Here is a 17,075-nt window from a genome sequence, read left to right as displayed (position 1 = left end):
ACGAATACCAACGAATGCCAACGAACACCGAACGAACACACCGACAACTGACCTACGAAATCGAACTGTCCGGGTCTCCAATCGCGTCATCCAGTCCGTGCAGCGCTGCCGGGCCGAGTGCCTCCTCGGCACGGTCGAACTCGAGTTCCCGGTCGGCTGGATCAGAACGCTGGGTTTCGACGACGGATTCGGCTTCGCCATCGGTGATCGAGAGGTAAACTTCGGTGAGGTGGTCGGTTGCGGTAGACTCGCCGGTTTCCTTTCCGGCTACGTTTGCGTCCGCGGTGTCACCCGCTGAACGGCCAGTTTCGGCGTGTTGTTCGGCGTCAGTGTCTGTTGGGTTAGTTTCGTCCGTCGTTTCTGACTGTGTCTCGGTCATGGGTTGCACCCTGACTGAATGGTCAGGTAGTGAAATACGTTTGTGTTTCTCCCGGTAGTTGGGATCTGTTGGACTGGTGCAATCACTACCGAAACCACTGCTGTCGCTGCTCAAGTACCGGACAGACGGACGGAGAGAGAAAGAAAGAGCGAAACTACCAGTTAGTCGTCCGCGTCGACGTCAACCCGCGTACCGTATCCTGACTCGCCGACGACCGAACCGTCCTCGTAGACGACTTTACCGCGGACGACCGTCGTGGTGGCCTTCCCGGTGAACGTCTCGCCGACGAACGGCGTGACGCAGTTCTTTGAGTGCAGTTCGTCGCTGTGCTCGAGTGTCCACTCGCGTTCGGGGTCGACAATCGTGAAGTCCGCGTCCGTTCCGACCTGGAGCGAGCCCTTCTGGGGGTACATCCCCCAGACCTGTGCTGGGCGGGTCGAGTGGCGACGGACCCACTCCTCGAGTGTGAGTCGTCCCTGATCGACGAAGGTGAGCATCGTCGGCACTTCGGTTTCGAGGCCGACGAAGCCTGAGATGGCGTCCCAGGTGTTGCCGAACGGGTCGTCGACCTTCTTCTCCTCGGGTGTGTGGGGCGCGTGGTCCGTCGCGATGCAGTCGATCGCGCCGTCGTCGATGCCGACTTCCCAGAGCAGGTCGCGCTCATCGGCGTCGCGGATCGGCGGCTGAATGCGTGCCGGGTTGCCGACCTCGCGCATGACCTCCTCGGTGAACCAGAGGTAATGCGGCGTCGTTTCGGCGGTGATGTCGACGCCGCGCTCTTTCCCGCGGGCGACGGCCTCGGCGGCCGAGCCCGAGGAGACGTGGAACATGTGGATTTTCACGTCGGTCTCCTCGGCGAACGTGATCATCCGCTCGACGGCCTCTTTCTCGGCGATGACCGGTCGAGAGTGGGAGTGGTCGATCGGCTCGTTCTTCCCGTCTTCTTTGAATTTTTGCGTGTAGTGGTCGATGATCTCGCCGTTCTCTTCGTGGAAGCCGAGGCGTTTGCCCGTCTCTCTGATCTTTGCCATGGCCTCGATGATTTCGCCGTCGTTCGGTGGCGGTACGTCGCCGACCGTCGAGCCGAGGAAAATCTTGTACCCCAGCGCACCGGCTTCGTCTAGCGCCGGAATCTGATCGAGATTCTCGCTCGTGACAACCACGTAACTCTGGAAGTCGACGTGGGCCGATGCCTCGCCGCGCTCGAACTTCAGTTCGAGATGCTCGGGGCGGTCGATCACCGGGTCCGTGTTCGGCATTCCGACAACGGTCGTGACGCCGCCCGCCGCGGCCGCGCGAGTTGCAGACTCCCAGTCTTCTTTGTACTCGAGTCCGGGCTCGCGATTGTGGATGTGGCCATCGACAATGCCGGGGACGAGGACCTGTCCGTCGGCGTCGACGACGCGGTCGGCGTCGGGGAGGCGGTCGCTGCGGCCGACAGCGGCGATGGTTCCGTCCTCGACGGCGACGCCGGCGTCAGGGGTGCGGCCGGCGGGGGTGACGACCGTGCAGTTTCGCACGACGAGGTCGACGGTGTCGCTCTCGCTTTCAGTCTCGTTCTCACTCTCACTGGCATTCATTGGCGTTGGCGTAGCGTTGCCGAGGTGGGCGCATATAGCTTCTGTTGGGTTGGCAGGACCGCATCGGCCGCTGGTGTTGTGCTGGTACTGATAGTGGTACTGGTGCTGATACGAGTACTGATACTAGTGCCGGTTCTGGTAGTGTTGTGCATAACGGGATCGCGCCAGTCCGCTGGCTGACCGGTAGGTTCGGTGTACAGTTCAGGTACGCGTGCTATACTAAACCGATGCGGGATGCTCGAGTGAGCCATGACCTCGCCGGCGATTCGCGACAGGACAGTACTCGTCACCGGCGGTGGCGGTTTCATCGGGAGCCACCTCGTCGAGGCGCTGGCACCGTACAACGACGTTCGAGTGCTGGATAACTTCTCGACCGGTTCGCGGGACAACCTCTCGGTCTCGTCCACATCGGAAACCGGTTCCCTGTGGGCCAACGACACACCAGCAAGCGCGGACGGTGGGATCGACGACACCGAGAACGATGACGGGAGAGCCGAGGGCACGGGCGAGGACGCTGATCCCGACCCCGACCTCGACCCCGACGGCTCCCTCACCATCGTCGACGGGGACATTTCCGACCCGATGGCGCTCCAGCGCGCCGCCCGGGGCGTCGACCTCATCTTCCACCAGGCTGCCCTCGTCAGCGTCACCGAGAGCGTCGACGCGCCGCGCCGGAGCAACGAGACCAACCTGGATGCCAGCCTGCTCGTCCTCGACCAGGCCCGTCAGGAGGACGCCCGCGTCGTCCTCGCCTCGAGTGCGGCCGTCTACGGCCACCCCGACGAACTGCCCATCTCCGAAACAGCGACGACGGAGCCGACCTCGCCCTACGGCATCCAGAAGCTCGCACTCGACCAGTACGCTCGCAGCTACCACGAACTGTACGACCTTCCGACCGTCGCACTGCGGTACTTCAACGCCTACGGGCCACGCCAGCAGGGCCCCTACAGCGGCGTCATCTCGACGTTTCTTGAGCAGGCCCGCGCCGACGAGCCGATCACGATCGAGGGTGACGGCGAGCAGACACGGGACTTCGTCCACGTTTCCGACATCGTGCGCGCAAACCTCCTCGCAGCGACCACTGACGCCGTCGGCGAGGCCTACAATGTCGGCACTGGGGAGCGGACCTCGATCCGTGACCTCGCCGAACTGGTCCGTGACGCCGTCGGCTCATCCTCACCGATCGTCCACCGCGACCCTCGCTCCGGGGACATTCGACACAGCCGCGCCGACGTCTCGAAGGTGCGTCACGAACTCGGCTTCGAGGCCCGAGTCGGTCTCGAGTCCGGAATCCGCTCGCTCGTGACTGGGGCTGCTGGTGAGCAGGGGTACTCGAGTCCGTCGACTCAGCAGGGGGCAGAACAGGGACAGGGGCAGGAACAGCAGCAACAGGAAACACAACAACAGCCATTGGTCGCCAGACCGGAACGACAGTCACAGGATTAGATAGATGCTCTCGGATGCGGCAGATAACGCCATCTTCCGACCGCGATGGCCTGTTTTGGTCCGGTTGGGAATCGACAAGTTCTCACCGATAACGGTCGGTCTTCGTTACGGAGGTACGTCGTAATTTCCCACGCAGACGGGTGAGAACGCTCGGCTGTGTCGCCGGCAGATAACGGATTAACGGTGGGCTCTGGTTTGTGTAGGTGAGTGATAACTATCGGTATGCACGGCCTCGTCGATAGCTATGATCGAGAGCCTCATCGTGTTCGCGGTTAGCCTGCTCATTGGTGGCCTCGGCATCTTCGTTGGTGCCAGGCTCATCGTCGATACAGAGGACTACACGTACGCGTTCATCACGGCACTGATCGGCGCGGTTGTCTGGGCACTCGTGGGATTCTTCCTCGGTTGGATCCCGCTGCTCGGTCCACTGCTGGTGTTCATCGCTTACCTGGGCGTGATCAACGCCCGCTACCCTGGCGGCTGGGTGGATGCGGTCGCGATCACGATCGTCGCGTGGGTCTCGGTCCTGGTCGTGTTGTACGTCCTTGCGTTCCTGGGCGTCACTGGATTCGAGGCAGCCGGTGTCCCGGGAACGTAAGCGCCGACGCGAGCGGCAAGACAAGTGTTGGCCAATGAGTCCGGAATCTTCAGACGGGGGTCGTCAGTTTGACGTAACTGACGATTATCGCGCAAACCCGATCCAAATCCGGGCTAGGCGCGCCGAACGTCCGTACGCGTTTATTCGGCGTGGTGTCGAGCGACTGGAGTATCGGTCGCGAAGCGACACGGCGACGACCCGTCAGTCTGGCACGGACTGTCGCAGAATCGAGTCCGGTCGTTCAGTCTCACCGGTGACTGCTGGGCGCTGTTTCCGAAGTCGCCAGAACCACGGGTGTCCGCTATCGCCGTTACGTCGGCGTCTCGGAGAGACACTCAATCGAGACATACAGATAAACCAATAACAATACATGACCCATAAAAAATACTTTGAGGGGCGGTCACGACGGTACAGAAACGAGTGAACCGCTGTTCGCCGTCACCATGACCTCGACCTTCCGCACGAGCATGCACGAATCTCACCCCGTTTCCACGTCGGTCGCGACTCTCGACAGCGGGTCGCTGTTCGCACAGCTCGGCCCGACCATCCGGTCCGGACTGGGAGCAGCGGCTACAGCGTTCACTAACACCGCCGTTCCCTGTGGGGGTGCCCTCTGTCGCGTCTGTAACGCCTGCGGTTCGAGTGAGGTTGAGATTGCGACAGTCTCGCTGCTCGGGTTCGGACTCGGACTTTTCACTCTCCTTTCGACACTACTGGCTGCACCGACACTCGTACTCGAGTTCTCCCTCTTTTCCCCCTCTCTTTTCCCCCTTCAGGCGAGCGGACTCGCACACATCGCTGCCCTGCTCGGCATGATCGTTCTTGCACTCCTTGGTTCCTTGCTCGCGATTCGTGACCGACTCGACGACCGCAGCTCGCTCGGGCACGAGTACGAATCCCAGCGCGAGGAGTTCATGACGGATCAGGAACGGGTCCATCAGCTCATCAGCGAGAACGGCGGTCGAATGAAACAGTCACGAATCGTCGACTCCGTCGATTGGTCGAAAGCTAAGGTCAGCCGACTGCTGGCTGAACTCGAGGAGGACGGGCAGATTACGAAGCTTCGATTGGGACGGGAGAATCTGGTCTGTTTGCCGGGCCACGAGCCGACGGCGTCGAAATCGCCTGAGCAGTCGAACGAGTAGCGCACTGGCGGAGTCGGCCGGAACGAGCGCGACTTATTGTCCGTACACCCTGCGAAACGCCTCGTTATCGCCTCCTGACACCATGTCCGCTTTCGTCGAACAGCACTGATCGCTGCCCACACCTCGCGTTCGAAGTGAGCAGTTTCTCCCGAAATGGTTGTGCTGGTTTAAGCACAGAACTGGCGATGGGTCACTGCCTTCACAGCAGATTATGATCGCACGCAATCAGTTAGTCGTACTCCTTGTCACGGCGTTGCTCGTGACATCGGGCGCAGCGATGGTCGCTGGCGCGACGATGGCTCTCGCCCCATCGAGGTATCTCGAAGGACAAACTCACAGCGTATCTCAGACTCTTTGATCTTCGACGGAAAATCCTACGCAAACCCGGCGGAAAGCCCTGAAAAAATCGTTCAAACTGTTCCCTGACTCACCAACAATGTCCTTTACAAGAGTGAACCGATATCGATAGTGACGGTCGTGGAACCTGTGAGATAGAAGTGTCCAGGCGTGTCGGTGGTGTCCAACAAGCCTTTCTCCACGGCGTACACATGCTGCTCGTCGTCAAGCGAACCTGCAGCGAAGTCGTATTTTTGTTCGCCGTTCCCTATGTCGAGTTCCTCGGTTTGTACTCCTCCTGAATGGGACCAATGACAGATGATAGAATCTCCGGCCGGCAGGCAAACCTCAAGTTCACTACTTCCTGTGTCCACCGCTGAAAGTGGTCCGTGTGCCTCCCAAAACCCGAAGCCATAGTCGCCGTCTCCTTCCAGGTAGATTTCAACCTGTTCGACATTGTCCGGAGGAGCCCCGACAACGTTACATTCCTCGCGATCTAACGGGTTGTACTGTAACTCGACCGCCACACTACCCTCATGTACTTCTATCGACTCGATGATGGGACTGAAACGTGAAGCAAAGCCGTGGATATCATTTTCGCCGATGGTTCCAGAAATGACCCCGTTCTCATTATCTATGTCGTAACCTGAGTATCCAAGCGGGATCGCTTCCACATCGATATCGAACATGTAATCGCTCAACTGCACTGTGTATTCACTTGACGACTCTAGCCCTTGCACTAGGATGCCGTGACAACCGAGGTTATCCTCAGCCTTGACTGAACTCACTTCTCCGAGTGTACTTGGCTTATCGCCGACTTCTGCTGCCGCACCGGACGTCAGAAATGTCCCAGTTCCAGCAACTACCGCCATGGTGGCTGTGCTGAGGAAGGACCGACGATTTGGCTGCTTTCCGGATAAATCTTTCTGTTCTTCTCCGCTATTTCTTCTGTTATTATCAGACATTGCAGACGAAAATAATAATCGTATAACTAAATATTTTTCCCTCAGATAATATATGTTAATGATATAAAAACAAACATTAGAGTCTGATTTGTGGGTTCTAAAACACATATAATGGGTTAACACTCCATATAATTGAGTTTAATTTCCCCCATTCTAAGTGAACTCTATCAGATATTCTCCGAGTTCGTGAAGGAGGAGCTGGCGTACGATCGGAAGGTCGCTGCCCAGCGCTCTGACGGGAATAGGATCTCATCGTCTGTTAGGCTAAATTGGGTATTGACCTGTCCCTTCCGGGCGCAAAACGTCGGTCGTGTCTCAAACTCGTCTAGAGTCGTAACTGACTCCTGTGGAAGCAGGGTCACCTCTGGTACCTACACCGAAGTGACCCATGCACGCCGAAATCAACGTGCGGTTCGCAGTTAGCATCGCCCAAGACAAAACGCTACCGCTCGCCACGCTCGCTGAATCGCTTACCGAGATGCAGCTTGAGGCCACTATCCTCGAGGAGACCGTCAGAAGCCTCGACGAGCGCCTCGTCGAGGCGTATTGCGGGGAGAAACACGCGCGCGGAAACGGTGACCGCCGTTTCCAGCGCGCTGGAACCTCCACACGAACCGCTGTGACAACCGCAGGAGAACACGAATTTACCCTTCACCACGTCAAAGATACCGCTGCTTCTGGCGATGGTCCAACCTACTTCCGTCCTCTCGAAGATCTCATCGGATTCGACGGGCAGCGCATCTATCAAGAGGATATTTCGCTTTAGAGTACCGAACTCGCTACTTCACTCAGCTTTTGTGATGCCGTCGCCCTAGTGAGTCACAGAAGATTTAGGTGTACTCTGAGTTGGGAGGGCAATGACGGGCCGAGAGAAAGAGATCGTCTTCACTGGGCTCTGTTTAATCGCTAGACAGCGTCGAGTTAAGTCGTTAGAATCACGGTGTTGAAGCGGAAGACCGGAAATTGTGCCAACCCAAATCTTCCGCTTCACCGAACGCTGTGTCTGGATTGCTAAAAGAGTTGCTGACGATGAGAGTGTCATAGAACAGTTCTCATACCAGAGAGCAGGGTGAACGCTGAGGTGGTATGAGCCCAGCGACCCTGCAAGAGAATCCTACGGTAGAGACGNCTCTCCTTCGAGTTTCTCGAAGAGTTCGACGTGTTCGCCCCGGCGGAGACGGGGCGAACACGAGATCACGAACCACCCGAGATGATGCGTGGGTTTCTGCACTGCTACTACAAGGACATCTACGGCATCCGTCCGGTTGCACGAGAACTGAACAACACAGTCGTCTGGCTCAGCTGTGGCTTCGATCGACCGCCGTCGAGAGACGCGGTCGATCGCTTCCTCACCGATCTCGAACACGTCATCGACGTGATTTTCGACCATCTCGTCGAGCAGGCCGCCTTGCGGGGCCTGCTCAACTTGACCTACTCGATTGATTCGACAGACGTGAGAGCAATGCCTGCCGATCCTGACGCATCAAAATGCTACGATCCAACGGCTGAAGAGTACTACTACGGCTACGGTTGCACGATCGTTTCGACCGGGTCGAAGATTCCGATTGCAGCGGAGTTCACCGAGAGCAAACAAGCACCAGATGCGCGTCACGGGTGACGCGCTCGCCGTCGCTAAACCGATGTGGATGCTTGGTGACAGCGCGTACGATACACTTGACTGGCACGACCACCTGCTGGCCGCAGGGGTCGTGCCAGTCACCCCCTATAACCCACGCAACACTGATAACCCGAAGGACATCGAGTACAGGGTCGAAGACCGTATCGAGGAACACAGCGAGGACGTTCAGCTGAAGCAACCGACACTAGACGAGACGTATAACCGCTGAATAGGCGTCGAACGAACCAACGAATCAGTCAAGGACTGCGGCCTCGGGCGTGCGTTCGCCCGAGGCCGCGTCCACGCACGTGCACAGGTGTTCCTCGCGCTGTGCCTTCGCCTTGTTATTGCAATCACCAACTATGAACGCGGAGACAATCCGGGAAGCACAATCATCACGGTGTGACAAGAGTTCTATGACACCCTCGACGATACGAACGAATCCGCCGCCACCTACCGGGGCGGCGGATTCGCCGATTATGCGATGACTCCGCTTCACTGCTTACGGATTTACCTTGGGACGTCCTATCGGATGACCATCGACATCCTGACGGAGATACCACGAATAACTCGGGAGATCGGCCTTGAACCGGCCGATCTCCCTCATCCATGCACGTTATATCTAGCGTTCGATAGGCTCGAAATGCGTGTGTGCCGAGTGCTGCTGCGCTATTCAGCGGAGCTGCACGAGCCGGTGAGATCGGGGCGATCGACGCAACGTACTTCGACCGCTCCCGTGCAAGTCGCCACTACTGCCGACGGACAAACTACTGCGTTCAAACGACGAAAGTGACGAAACTCGTCGATACAGATACGCAAGCGATTCTTGATTTGCACTGTACTACGACGTGGGAAGGGAATGATGCAGAGATCTGTGATCAACTCGCCCGCAAGCACGCGGGCGAGTTGCGCGTCCTCACGGCGGACAAGGGCTATGACTGTAACTAGCTTCGAGAAAACCTCCGAGAATTCGACATTCGACCGTTGATCAAGCACTGCGTCCATGCACCCGCACAACGCGCGGATTGATGACAAGCTCTACGACCAACGAGCAATGTCAGAAACCGTTTTCTCTTCTGTCAAGCGCTCGCTGGGCGTCGCCCTGCGAGCGCGAACCTGGTATCGAGAATTTCGTGAGATCGCGCTGATGTGTGCGGTTTACAACATTAAGAAGGCTGCAAAACAGGAAATTCCGCTCCCATCATGCGATTAAACACGGCCGAAGGATGAAAAAGACGACGAGGACGCGGTAGACGACACGGACAACAAGGAAAACGAGAAACCAGACGACTACGACAAACCCGACGAAACCGACGATGAACCTGTCGACGTCCCCGAACCACCCGTCGATGATGAGGAGCCAGTTGAGAGGCCGACCGACGGCGAACTAACTGTTACTATCGACCGTGCACTCCTCGTTGTGCACGGTCTGTACGGCCAGTACGGAGACTACGAACACGGTCACGATAACCACGAACACGAGGAACACAACCACAACGACCAGCAGAACAACTACAACGGTGCCATGGCCGACCACCAGCTCGAGGTCACCATTGAAGAGCCAACGATCACCGGTCTCGCCGAAGCCGGCGACGAAACCGCCGGAGAACACGATATCGACAGCGCATCGATTCTCGTCATCATCGAGGATGACCTCATAGACGAGGCGGCCATGACCGAGGGTCAGGACGAGCTCACACTCGAGTCCGCGACGATCGTCGTGGTTACCCACGGCGTCGACGATGGCGATTCGCTGGACGAAGCTGACGATGTTGATCACGACGAGACAGATACTGAGACAGAGACAGACACTGATGAGGCGGTCAACGACGATGAGGCCACAGAAACTGATGACGGTGTCTGCTGTGGCTCGGCTGACGACCACGATGAGCCAGCGGACACTGACGATGAGTACGATGTTGACGACGAAATTAACGAGTGCGACGAAACCGATGACGACCGCGCCGACGATACTGACGAAGACGACTCGTTCGACGTGACGATCGAACAGGCGACCGTCTTCGTCGTGTTCGACGATCACAGTGCGATGGACGGTATTGCGGAGACCGAGACCGATGCTGAAACCGACACCGAAACAGAAACTGACGCAGACACTGACACTGACACTGACACTGACGCAGACACCGATACCGAAATCGGAACCGACTGTCCCGGACCCGACGACGCTGGCACCGACGACAGGGACGATCCCATTGACGCTGACGACGAGTCAGCCACCGGTGCATTCGACGTAACCGTCGAACAGGCAACGATCATAGTCATCATTGCGGACCACGACATGATCGGAGACGTGATCGAAGAGCCGGAGAATGGCGTCGATGAGAACGGTGACGAAGCCGAGTACGTCAACGATGACGAGGACGAAATCGCCACCAACGGCGACTGTCCATCACCGACCGAGAACGAGACTACTGACGACGTGACCGCCGCGCTCGCCTAAGCGCGTCACACGTTTATTCGCGTCTCCTCATTTCCCGCGAAGAATCTCGACAAATTCCCGACGGATTCCGACGACATTCGACGAACCACACGTCAACGAACACCGCTACCACACGGTCACGCACTTCTTCCAGTCGATAGACCTCCTTCGGCACACCTGTTCCCCACTGATCACTGTTGCAGTGCATCCAACTGTTCTTCTGACCACAATCAGGCCGATTAGCGTGCGCTACTACTCGAGACTGGTCGGCTTCTGCCCACTCATTGAACCACGATACCGGGTCCGGATACGGGCCCGGGACGGAGTCCGAGACTCGATCAGTAAAACAGTCGATAGAGGCTGCTCACCGCGACGGCAAGCAGAATGAGGACGCTCCAGAAGACTGGATCTACACTCGAGAACACTGGCAGATCGAGGCCGGCTAGCGCGATCAGTCCGAGGCCGAGAAAACAGGCGGCAAGGTGGAACTGCAAGACAGTCGAGCGGTCGCCGTCGTGGCCGTCGATGTAGCCGACGACGGTCTCGAAGTTCGGACCGGATTGGATGGTTTTCGCGTCAGAGTCGTACTCGATGACGGCATCCTCCTCGAGTTGCGGGAGATGTGTCTGTTGCAGGGAGACGTAGACGCTCTTGTAGAGGTTGTTCGGAACGGGCGTCGTGTCGGATTCGGTTGCAGCGATCTCCGTTGCGACGTCCGAGACGTCGACGTGTCCGGACTGGCGTGCGAGCAACTGGACGATTGCACGCCGCCTGTCGTTACCGAGGATGTGAAACACCTCGCTTTCCGCGAGCGTCTCAGATCTAGTCCTCTGCACAGACATTGCTTAGTGTGACGTCAGTGGTCGCGTCTCGGCGAGCAGTTCGTCGTCGGCCCTCATACACGTCATCCAATTTGCGAACCACTGACTTTAACCTGCGGTATTTTGTCCTTGCATAATGGTGTAGAAACTAGCTGGCTACGGTATGAACGGCGACTGGTTCGACGCGAGGAGAGTTCGGATTCGCTGGCTGTGTTCGGTACTGGATAGTCGATGTCGCTACTGTTTCGCCTGTGTCACTGTAGTACCACTTCACGAGTCAGTCTCTCGAGTGAAACAGCGGTTCCGAGCGAAGAGAGCGCTACTCACTCTCGTTCTTCGCCCGGCAGGTGGCCACCGGATTGCATCTCTCGATACGTCGTACAGGCTGGACAGCCGTGGACGACGTCGCCGTTGTCACCGAAGACGCGGGCAAACTGCTGGGTAACGTGGGTGTCACAGTTTCGACAGCGAGCGCCTGCTGTCGACGATTCCATCGGACGCCAGTTCTGTTGTGATGGTTTCATAGTGATCGTGTTGTGATTGTGGATTGTGGCTGTCGGTGCGGACAAGTGGTGTCTCGAGTACGGTCGTCGGTCGATGCTCGTGGGTGGTGGCGGTCGCCGTCATCGGTCGACAGCAGTGTCATGACGTTGTTGTAGGGAGACACTGCAACTATCGCTGCGGTCGCTGAACCGGACTGGCGGTCAGTATGGTCGCCAGTCGGTGCAATCGAGAGAGCGCGGCCGTGGGCGATCGTACGTCGCCCGGTGTGTGTCCGGGGACGACTATGAGCACGATCACGACCACGGTGCAACTCACAGTTCGCCAGCCAACCAGGGATGAATGCTAGTGTATCCGAGTGCGCACCGCAATCAGTCTGCCAGCGGCGGCCCCAGCTCTCACAGTCGGCGACACCGTGGCGGTCAGTTCGACCACCAGACCGATTGCTTGGTCTGTACCGACTGAGGACGACCTGTGGTGACGAGAGCGTGCGACTCGGCATCACTACGACCGAGGGGGTTAGATCCGAATAAAGGACGGCGTCCGTTCACTGTACTGGTTGCCGGACAGTACTGGAAATGCCGAATTTCCAGCGGTTACACCCGTCCCAGAAGTCATTTCGAGGGTGCAGGTCGACGATACGCTCTCCGATTGTCAAGCAGAATTTGGTTCGATTGCTCGCCGTTCGCATCTCATCGGCGAGCGAAACACTCTGTTCGAGCGACCGAAACACGATATTTCGCGACCGAAATACAATATTTCGCAGCGGAATGCGTGACTTTCCAGCGAGAAGGCACATCGTTATAAAATACCACTCTCGCTTACCGGTTGTATTGTTGGAACGTACTCCCGGTCGCCGCGACGGCGCGGCAACACCGATTCGATCGTTCCCGACCGCCACCTCTCGACACCGAGAGCGAACCAGACTAGCCTCCGCAGACAGGTGAGACCAATGTCAACGAAAGCGACCAACTCTCAGACGACCCCGACGACCGATCCAACAATTCAGCTCGATGTCCTCGGCGACGAGTGTGCGCGAACGATCCTCGTCGCAACGAGCGCAGGACCAAAAACAGCCAAGGAGCTGACCGACCGAACCGACAGTTCCTCGGCAACCGTCTACCGCCGAATCAACAACCTACTCGAGAGCAATCTGCTCGCCGAGTGTGTTCGATTCGAAAGCGACGGCTCCCACACGACCGCCTATGAGGCAACCGTCGAGCACGTGGAAGTCCAGATCGACGCCGACGGCATTGACGTAGCGCTCTCGGCGATGGACGAGTGAGGGGTTGACGTTCCTGGCGGGTGGCTGATAGAAACTCACTCGTATTCGATGCCGTCGACCGCTGCGGTTGACTGTACGGTAGGGTGAACAGTCACGACCAAACCGTTGTCACGAGAACAATCGATTTAGACAGTCTGAAACATATTGAAAGCAGTACTAACAGCCCTGTATGATACGGATAACAAATATCTACTCAATGGTACGGTCACTGTGATTGAGCAATGCACGATCTGACCGGCTTTCAGCGAGATTTGTTGTACGTGATCGCAGGAGCTGACCAGCCATCTGGACAAACGGTTAAGGATGAGGTGGAAAAGTACTACAGTTCAGAGATAAACCACGGGCGGTTGTATCCGAATCTGGACACGCTCGTCAACAAAGAGCTCGTCGAGAAAGGACAACTGGACAGACGAACGAACTATTATGCGATCACGGAGGATGGGCGTCAGCAGATCGACAAGCGTCGCGAGTGGGAAGGCCAGTACGTGGAGTTCTGAGTTTTTGACGGATACACACGGGAGTTCGTGAGGGTGTTCGTTGACGGATGAGTGTGCTGATAGAGGTAGTGGAGACCATGTGCGGCGACGGCTGTAGATGCTGACAGCTATGAGTTCAGTGAGAACAGCGAGACATCGCGTAGTTTTGATTGACCTGTACTACGGCTGTATTGCGTTCCGGGTGGTTGCTGTAGTATGGTCAGAGATGGTATATTCGTGCATGTCTCTGGTGAGGGCAGAGAGCAGAGAACGGAGGGGACGGGAAAGAAGAGACGGGATGGAGAAGACCGAAAGGACGAAAAAGACAGGGGTGGTGAGGATGGAGAAGACCGAAAGAACCGGAAAGACGGGAGCAACGTACTGACGGCCTGCCCACAGAACATGACGCTACGCTTCATCAAGGCCGAGTTTCACCCACAGGGCCGTCGCACACCCTAGCTGTCGATGTGTGAGTCGGTCAGCGTTCATCGGTGCATACAGTCGCCCGCGTGCTGATCGTTTTGTTCGATTTGCCCACATTGAGCCGTCACGGAGCCATACTCACTCACAGCAGGTCATCCTCCGTGAATATCGCGGACATAACAAAGCGGACACGGCCGGTTTATCCGCCCAAATGGTTCTGAGAACACCGTCGACTGACGGGTATTGTATCCAATCGGTGGTGTCGTCCCGATGAGTTTGCGAACGGACACACAGACTCGACTGGGTACCGTCCGGCAGTATCCCAGCGATCTCGCGACGATTTCGGTGCTGGCCGTTATCACCTACCTCGTTGTAACGAGCGTCGCCGAGGGCAGTGTACTCCGCCTGCTCGCGACACTCCCGCTCGTTCTGTTTCTCCCAGGCTACGCACTCGTCTCCACCCTGTTCCCGGCGCACGAACGTACCGCTCAGGAGACGACGGTGACCGCACCCGACATCGAGACGTACCCCCGCGGAATCGACCTCGCAGAGCGTCTTGGACTGTCGTTTGCGCTGTCGATCGGTATCGCCCCCGTCGTCGCGCTCGTGTTAGCCGTCACCGAGTGGGGACTGGCGACCGATCCGATCGCTGCCACCTTCGCAGTGCTTACCATTGGACTCGCACAACTCGGTGCAATCCGTCGGCTTCGGATCCCCGAAGCCAAGCGGTTCTCTGTTGCCCCCCTCGCAGCGCTCTCTCGCTTTCGCAGGGACGAGACTGCCGCTGGGACGGTGACCTCGGCCATCCTGGCCGTTGCCATCGTCGCTGCTATCGGGGCGCTGCTCGTCGGGCTTATCGCTCCACTCTCAGCCGGCGGCTTCACGCAACTCGCTCTCTACTCTCAGGGCGACGGCGGCGAACTCGTTGCCGGCGAACTCGAGGACGAACTCGAACCCGGCGAACCGGTCTCGCCGACAATTGAGATCGATAACCAGGAAGGGTCGGACGAGACCTACACCGTCGTCGTCCAGCAGCAAGTACTCGAGAACGGTGCCGTCACGGAGCGGGCGGCACTCGAAACGCGGGCGGTGTCGGTGGCGGATGGCGAGCAGGAACTCGAGGAGTTCGATGTGGTGCCGGCAGCGGAGCCGGGTGAGACGGTCCGGATTGCGGTGTTGCTGTACGACGAGGAACCGTCGGGAGTGCCGACGGCCGAGGATGCGGTTGCGGATACGAACTTCTGGGTGACGGTGACTGAGCCGGCTGCGGAGGAGGACAACTGACTCTGGCGGACGGCGCTCCGTAATCGCGCTCGTGAATTGGTTTCGGTGTGGGTGCGGGTACAGGTATTGGCGTCGGTGCGGGTATCGGCGTCGGCGTCGGTATCCGTGCCAGCGTCAGAATTGAAGTGATCACCCACGGCATCACCACAGGACACATTGCCACAGCGTGAGTCGAAACCCATCCGTCAAATGACGAATCTTCTTTTGTGAGTCCGCCGAACACGACACTGAACCATGGAATCTCTCGTCGTCGTCCTCTTGACGGCCGCTCTTCTCATCCAGATCCCGATCGCCTTGCTCGTCCGGTTCGACGCTCGCCGTCAGGGATTCGACAACCCGGAGATGTACGAACTCGGCATTCTCGTTCCGATGGGTGGGATCCTCGTCGTCCCCGCCTACATTTCGAAACGGCGGTCGCTCTCGAGTACTGACGAGGTTGCGAGTGACGAGGTTGCAAATGACGATGCTGTAAGCGACGATACGTCGAGTGTCGATGCCGGGACTGGCAGTAGCGATACCCCCGGGATAGAATCAACTACAGAGGGCGACGTTGTGTCGGCCGACTCGCCGACTCGAGTCGAAAACAACTGACGGAGACTGAACCGAACTCCTGAGAGACAGTGCACTCCCGAGGAGACACCGGGCTGTTGGTGGTGTTCTGGCGGTTCTGACTGTGGCAGTGATCAGGAGCATGATCGTAATCGTGACCCTGGTCGCGTGTTTGCACAGCGGTGTCACTCCCGCATAGCTGGGCTCGTTCTGTGATCGCGACTCAAAAATCGGTGTTCGAACGTCGAACAGTGTCGAGGGCGCTTCGGGGTGGACTGTCCCGTCTCGGGCGTCCTGGTGGTCGTTTGCTTCGCGGTGCTCACTCCTCTGGCATCGTCGGTTCGCCGGCTCGCGAACGCCCGCAATCCACACGCGGGATGCTGCAGCCACGACCGTCGTCACAGGTGCGATCGTCGCCATGACCACCTACATGCTCGCCAACCCGAACGGGAACTCGAGTTCGGGGCGGCGCGAGACGTGCTGGGCGATCGAGATCGCGAGGATAGCGACACAGACGGCGAGTGCGACGATAGGGGCTGCGGCAGTTGTCACCGGACCGACGGCGAGTGCCGCGAGTGCGAACGCGGCGGCACCGACGGTGGCGACAGCGGCGTAGAACCGGTGCCACGGGCGCTGTGAGCCGAGTTGGCGGTCGAGGTACGGTTCGAACAGGTCGTCGTTTGGCAAGAGTGTGATGGTGTGGCTGTCCGGATCCCAGTCGACGATGCCGTGGTCTTCGAGCATCGGCAGGTGTGTCTGGTACAGCGAAATGTAGACGCGCCGGCGCTGGGTGCGCGTGACATCGTCGGGATCGGTATCGTTCTCCCAGGCGGCGACCTGTTCGACGAGTGGAGCGAGGTCGCAGGAACTCCCCTGTCGTTTGAGAAACTGCACTGTACGTCGTCGTCTGGCGTTGCTGAACACGTCGAACAGCTCGGCCTGAGTGAAATCGTCCTCAGACATGGACATGGGTGCCCTCACGTTCCCGAATCGGCTGGCGATCGGGGATGTTCGAATACCTCACAGCATGGAGTCACACGGACTCGCCCTTTACTATCGCACGGCTACCCTGTCGAAAGCCAATTGTACCGGTTAGTGCTCGTGAAAGACGGCAAATCCAACGATTCGAGGCGTCGCTGTTGGCTCGCCGAGCGAGCGCGGTGGGGCGAAATTGGTCTGGTGTACGGAGAGACTGATCGGTTCTCGTTGCTGTAGTTCGTGGCTACGGA

16 protein-coding genes and 4 pseudogenes are annotated in these 17,075 nt (G+C 58.3%); 14 read left to right on the top strand and 6 right to left on the bottom strand.

All coding sequences use genetic code 11. The features are described from left to right. Positions 1 to 52: 52 nt before the first annotated feature. Both C482_RS16305 and allB read right to left on the bottom strand, forming a co-directional pair. Positions 53 to 379, bottom strand: a complete 327-nt coding sequence (locus C482_RS16305) for a hypothetical protein (RefSeq protein WP_006168851.1) — start codon at positions 377 to 379, stop codon at positions 53 to 55. Positions 380 to 540: 161 nt separating this feature from the next. Beyond that, entirely contained in the window at positions 541 to 1,959 is a 1,419-nt protein-coding gene (gene allB, locus C482_RS16300; RefSeq protein ID WP_006168850.1) for an allantoinase AllB, read from the bottom strand. A gap of 249 nt (positions 1,960 to 2,208) precedes the next feature. Here allB and C482_RS16295 point away from each other — a divergent pair, with 249 nt between their 5' ends. The 4 genes and pseudogenes from C482_RS16295 to C482_RS21325 all read left to right on the top strand — a co-directional run. Next, positions 2,209 to 3,405 (top strand): NAD-dependent epimerase/dehydratase family protein, encoded by a 1,197-nt coding sequence (locus C482_RS16295; RefSeq protein ID WP_006168849.1) that lies wholly within the window; start codon positions 2,209 to 2,211, stop codon positions 3,403 to 3,405. A 244-nt stretch (positions 3,406 to 3,649) separates the two neighbouring features. Beyond that, positions 3,650 to 4,003 (top strand): hypothetical protein, encoded by a 354-nt coding sequence (locus C482_RS16290; RefSeq protein ID WP_006168848.1) that lies wholly within the window; start codon positions 3,650 to 3,652, stop codon positions 4,001 to 4,003. Positions 4,004 to 4,716: 713 nt separating this feature from the next. After that, positions 4,717 to 5,148: a helix-turn-helix transcriptional regulator gene (locus C482_RS22765; protein ID WP_394295546.1), complete on the top strand. Its 432-nt coding sequence runs from the start codon at positions 4,717 to 4,719 to the stop codon at positions 5,146 to 5,148. Positions 5,149 to 5,429: 281 nt separating this feature from the next. Beyond that, positions 5,430 to 5,549 (top strand): annotated as a pseudogene (locus C482_RS21325) (IS1595 family transposase); the annotation flags it as partial. Positions 5,550 to 5,591: 42 nt separating this feature from the next. Here C482_RS21325 and C482_RS16280 read toward each other — a convergent pair. After that, on the bottom strand, positions 5,592 to 6,449 hold the full coding sequence (locus tag C482_RS16280; protein ID WP_049896880.1) for a hypothetical protein: 858 nt from the start codon (positions 6,447 to 6,449) through the stop codon (positions 5,592 to 5,594). 388 nt (positions 6,450 to 6,837) lie between these two features. On the opposite strand from C482_RS16280, the pseudogene C482_RS16275 reads away from it, so the two are divergent. From C482_RS16275 to C482_RS16260, 4 genes and pseudogenes are all read left to right on the top strand, one after another. Continuing rightward, a pseudogene (locus C482_RS16275) lies at positions 6,838 to 7,212 on the top strand (ISH6 family transposase); the annotation flags it as partial. Between the two features lie 323 nt (positions 7,213 to 7,535). Continuing rightward, positions 7,536 to 8,473, top strand: a pseudogene (locus tag C482_RS16270) (transposase). A 24-nt stretch (positions 8,474 to 8,497) separates the two neighbouring features. After that, positions 8,498 to 9,280, top strand: a pseudogene (locus C482_RS16265) (IS5 family transposase); the annotation flags it as partial. A 207-nt stretch (positions 9,281 to 9,487) separates the two neighbouring features. After that, on the top strand, positions 9,488 to 10,528 hold the full coding sequence (locus C482_RS16260) for a hypothetical protein (RefSeq protein ID WP_006168844.1): 1,041 nt from the start codon (positions 9,488 to 9,490) through the stop codon (positions 10,526 to 10,528). Positions 10,529 to 10,845: 317 nt separating this feature from the next. Here C482_RS16260 and C482_RS16255 read toward each other — a convergent pair whose 3' ends face one another. Both C482_RS16255 and C482_RS20665 read right to left on the bottom strand, forming a co-directional pair. Next, positions 10,846 to 11,349, bottom strand: coding sequence for a DUF7344 domain-containing protein (locus tag C482_RS16255; protein ID WP_006168843.1), 504 nt, complete (start codon positions 11,347 to 11,349; stop codon positions 10,846 to 10,848). 302 nt (positions 11,350 to 11,651) lie between these two features. Next, positions 11,652 to 11,822 carry a DUF7563 family protein gene (locus tag C482_RS20665; protein ID WP_006168842.1) on the bottom strand — a complete coding sequence of 57 codons (171 nt, stop codon included), beginning with the start codon at positions 11,820 to 11,822 and terminating at the stop codon, positions 11,652 to 11,654. Positions 11,823 to 12,781: 959 nt separating this feature from the next. Between C482_RS20665 and C482_RS16250 the strand changes: the two genes are divergently transcribed. From C482_RS16250 to C482_RS21650, 6 genes are all read left to right on the top strand, one after another. Further along, positions 12,782 to 13,114 (top strand): winged helix-turn-helix domain-containing protein, encoded by a 333-nt coding sequence (locus C482_RS16250; RefSeq protein ID WP_006168841.1) that lies wholly within the window; start codon positions 12,782 to 12,784, stop codon positions 13,112 to 13,114. A 221-nt stretch (positions 13,115 to 13,335) separates the two neighbouring features. Beyond that, positions 13,336 to 13,611 (top strand): PadR family transcriptional regulator, encoded by a 276-nt coding sequence (locus C482_RS16245; protein WP_006168840.1) that lies wholly within the window; start codon positions 13,336 to 13,338, stop codon positions 13,609 to 13,611. A gap of 195 nt (positions 13,612 to 13,806) precedes the next feature. Beyond that, a complete protein-coding gene (locus C482_RS16240) occupies positions 13,807 to 14,049 on the top strand; it encodes a hypothetical protein (protein ID WP_006168839.1) in 243 nt (80 codons plus the stop codon). Positions 14,050 to 14,283: 234 nt separating this feature from the next. After that, the gene (locus C482_RS16235) at positions 14,284 to 15,297 is read left to right on the top strand and encodes a DUF1616 domain-containing protein (protein ID WP_049896879.1); all 1,014 of its coding nucleotides are present in this window, start codon (positions 14,284 to 14,286) and stop codon (positions 15,295 to 15,297) included. 47 nt (positions 15,298 to 15,344) lie between these two features. Continuing rightward, positions 15,345 to 15,467 (top strand): hypothetical protein, encoded by a 123-nt coding sequence (locus C482_RS22685; RefSeq protein ID WP_275039636.1) that lies wholly within the window; start codon positions 15,345 to 15,347, stop codon positions 15,465 to 15,467. A 64-nt stretch (positions 15,468 to 15,531) separates the two neighbouring features. Then, positions 15,532 to 15,888, top strand: a complete 357-nt coding sequence (locus C482_RS21650) for a hypothetical protein (protein WP_006168837.1) — start codon at positions 15,532 to 15,534, stop codon at positions 15,886 to 15,888. 384 nt (positions 15,889 to 16,272) lie between these two features. Here C482_RS21650 and C482_RS16225 read toward each other — a convergent pair whose 3' ends face one another. Further along, positions 16,273 to 16,809, bottom strand: coding sequence for a DUF7344 domain-containing protein (locus C482_RS16225; RefSeq protein ID WP_006168836.1), 537 nt, complete (start codon positions 16,807 to 16,809; stop codon positions 16,273 to 16,275). Positions 16,810 to 17,075: the final 266 nt, after the last annotated feature.

The organism is Natrialba chahannaoensis JCM 10990 (genome assembly GCF_000337135.1).
GTDB classification, from domain to species: domain Archaea; phylum Halobacteriota; class Halobacteria; order Halobacteriales; family Natrialbaceae; genus Natrialba; species Natrialba chahannaoensis.
The sequence above is the reverse complement of the archived record's forward strand: the minus strand, read 5'-3'. Positions and strand labels throughout refer to the sequence as shown.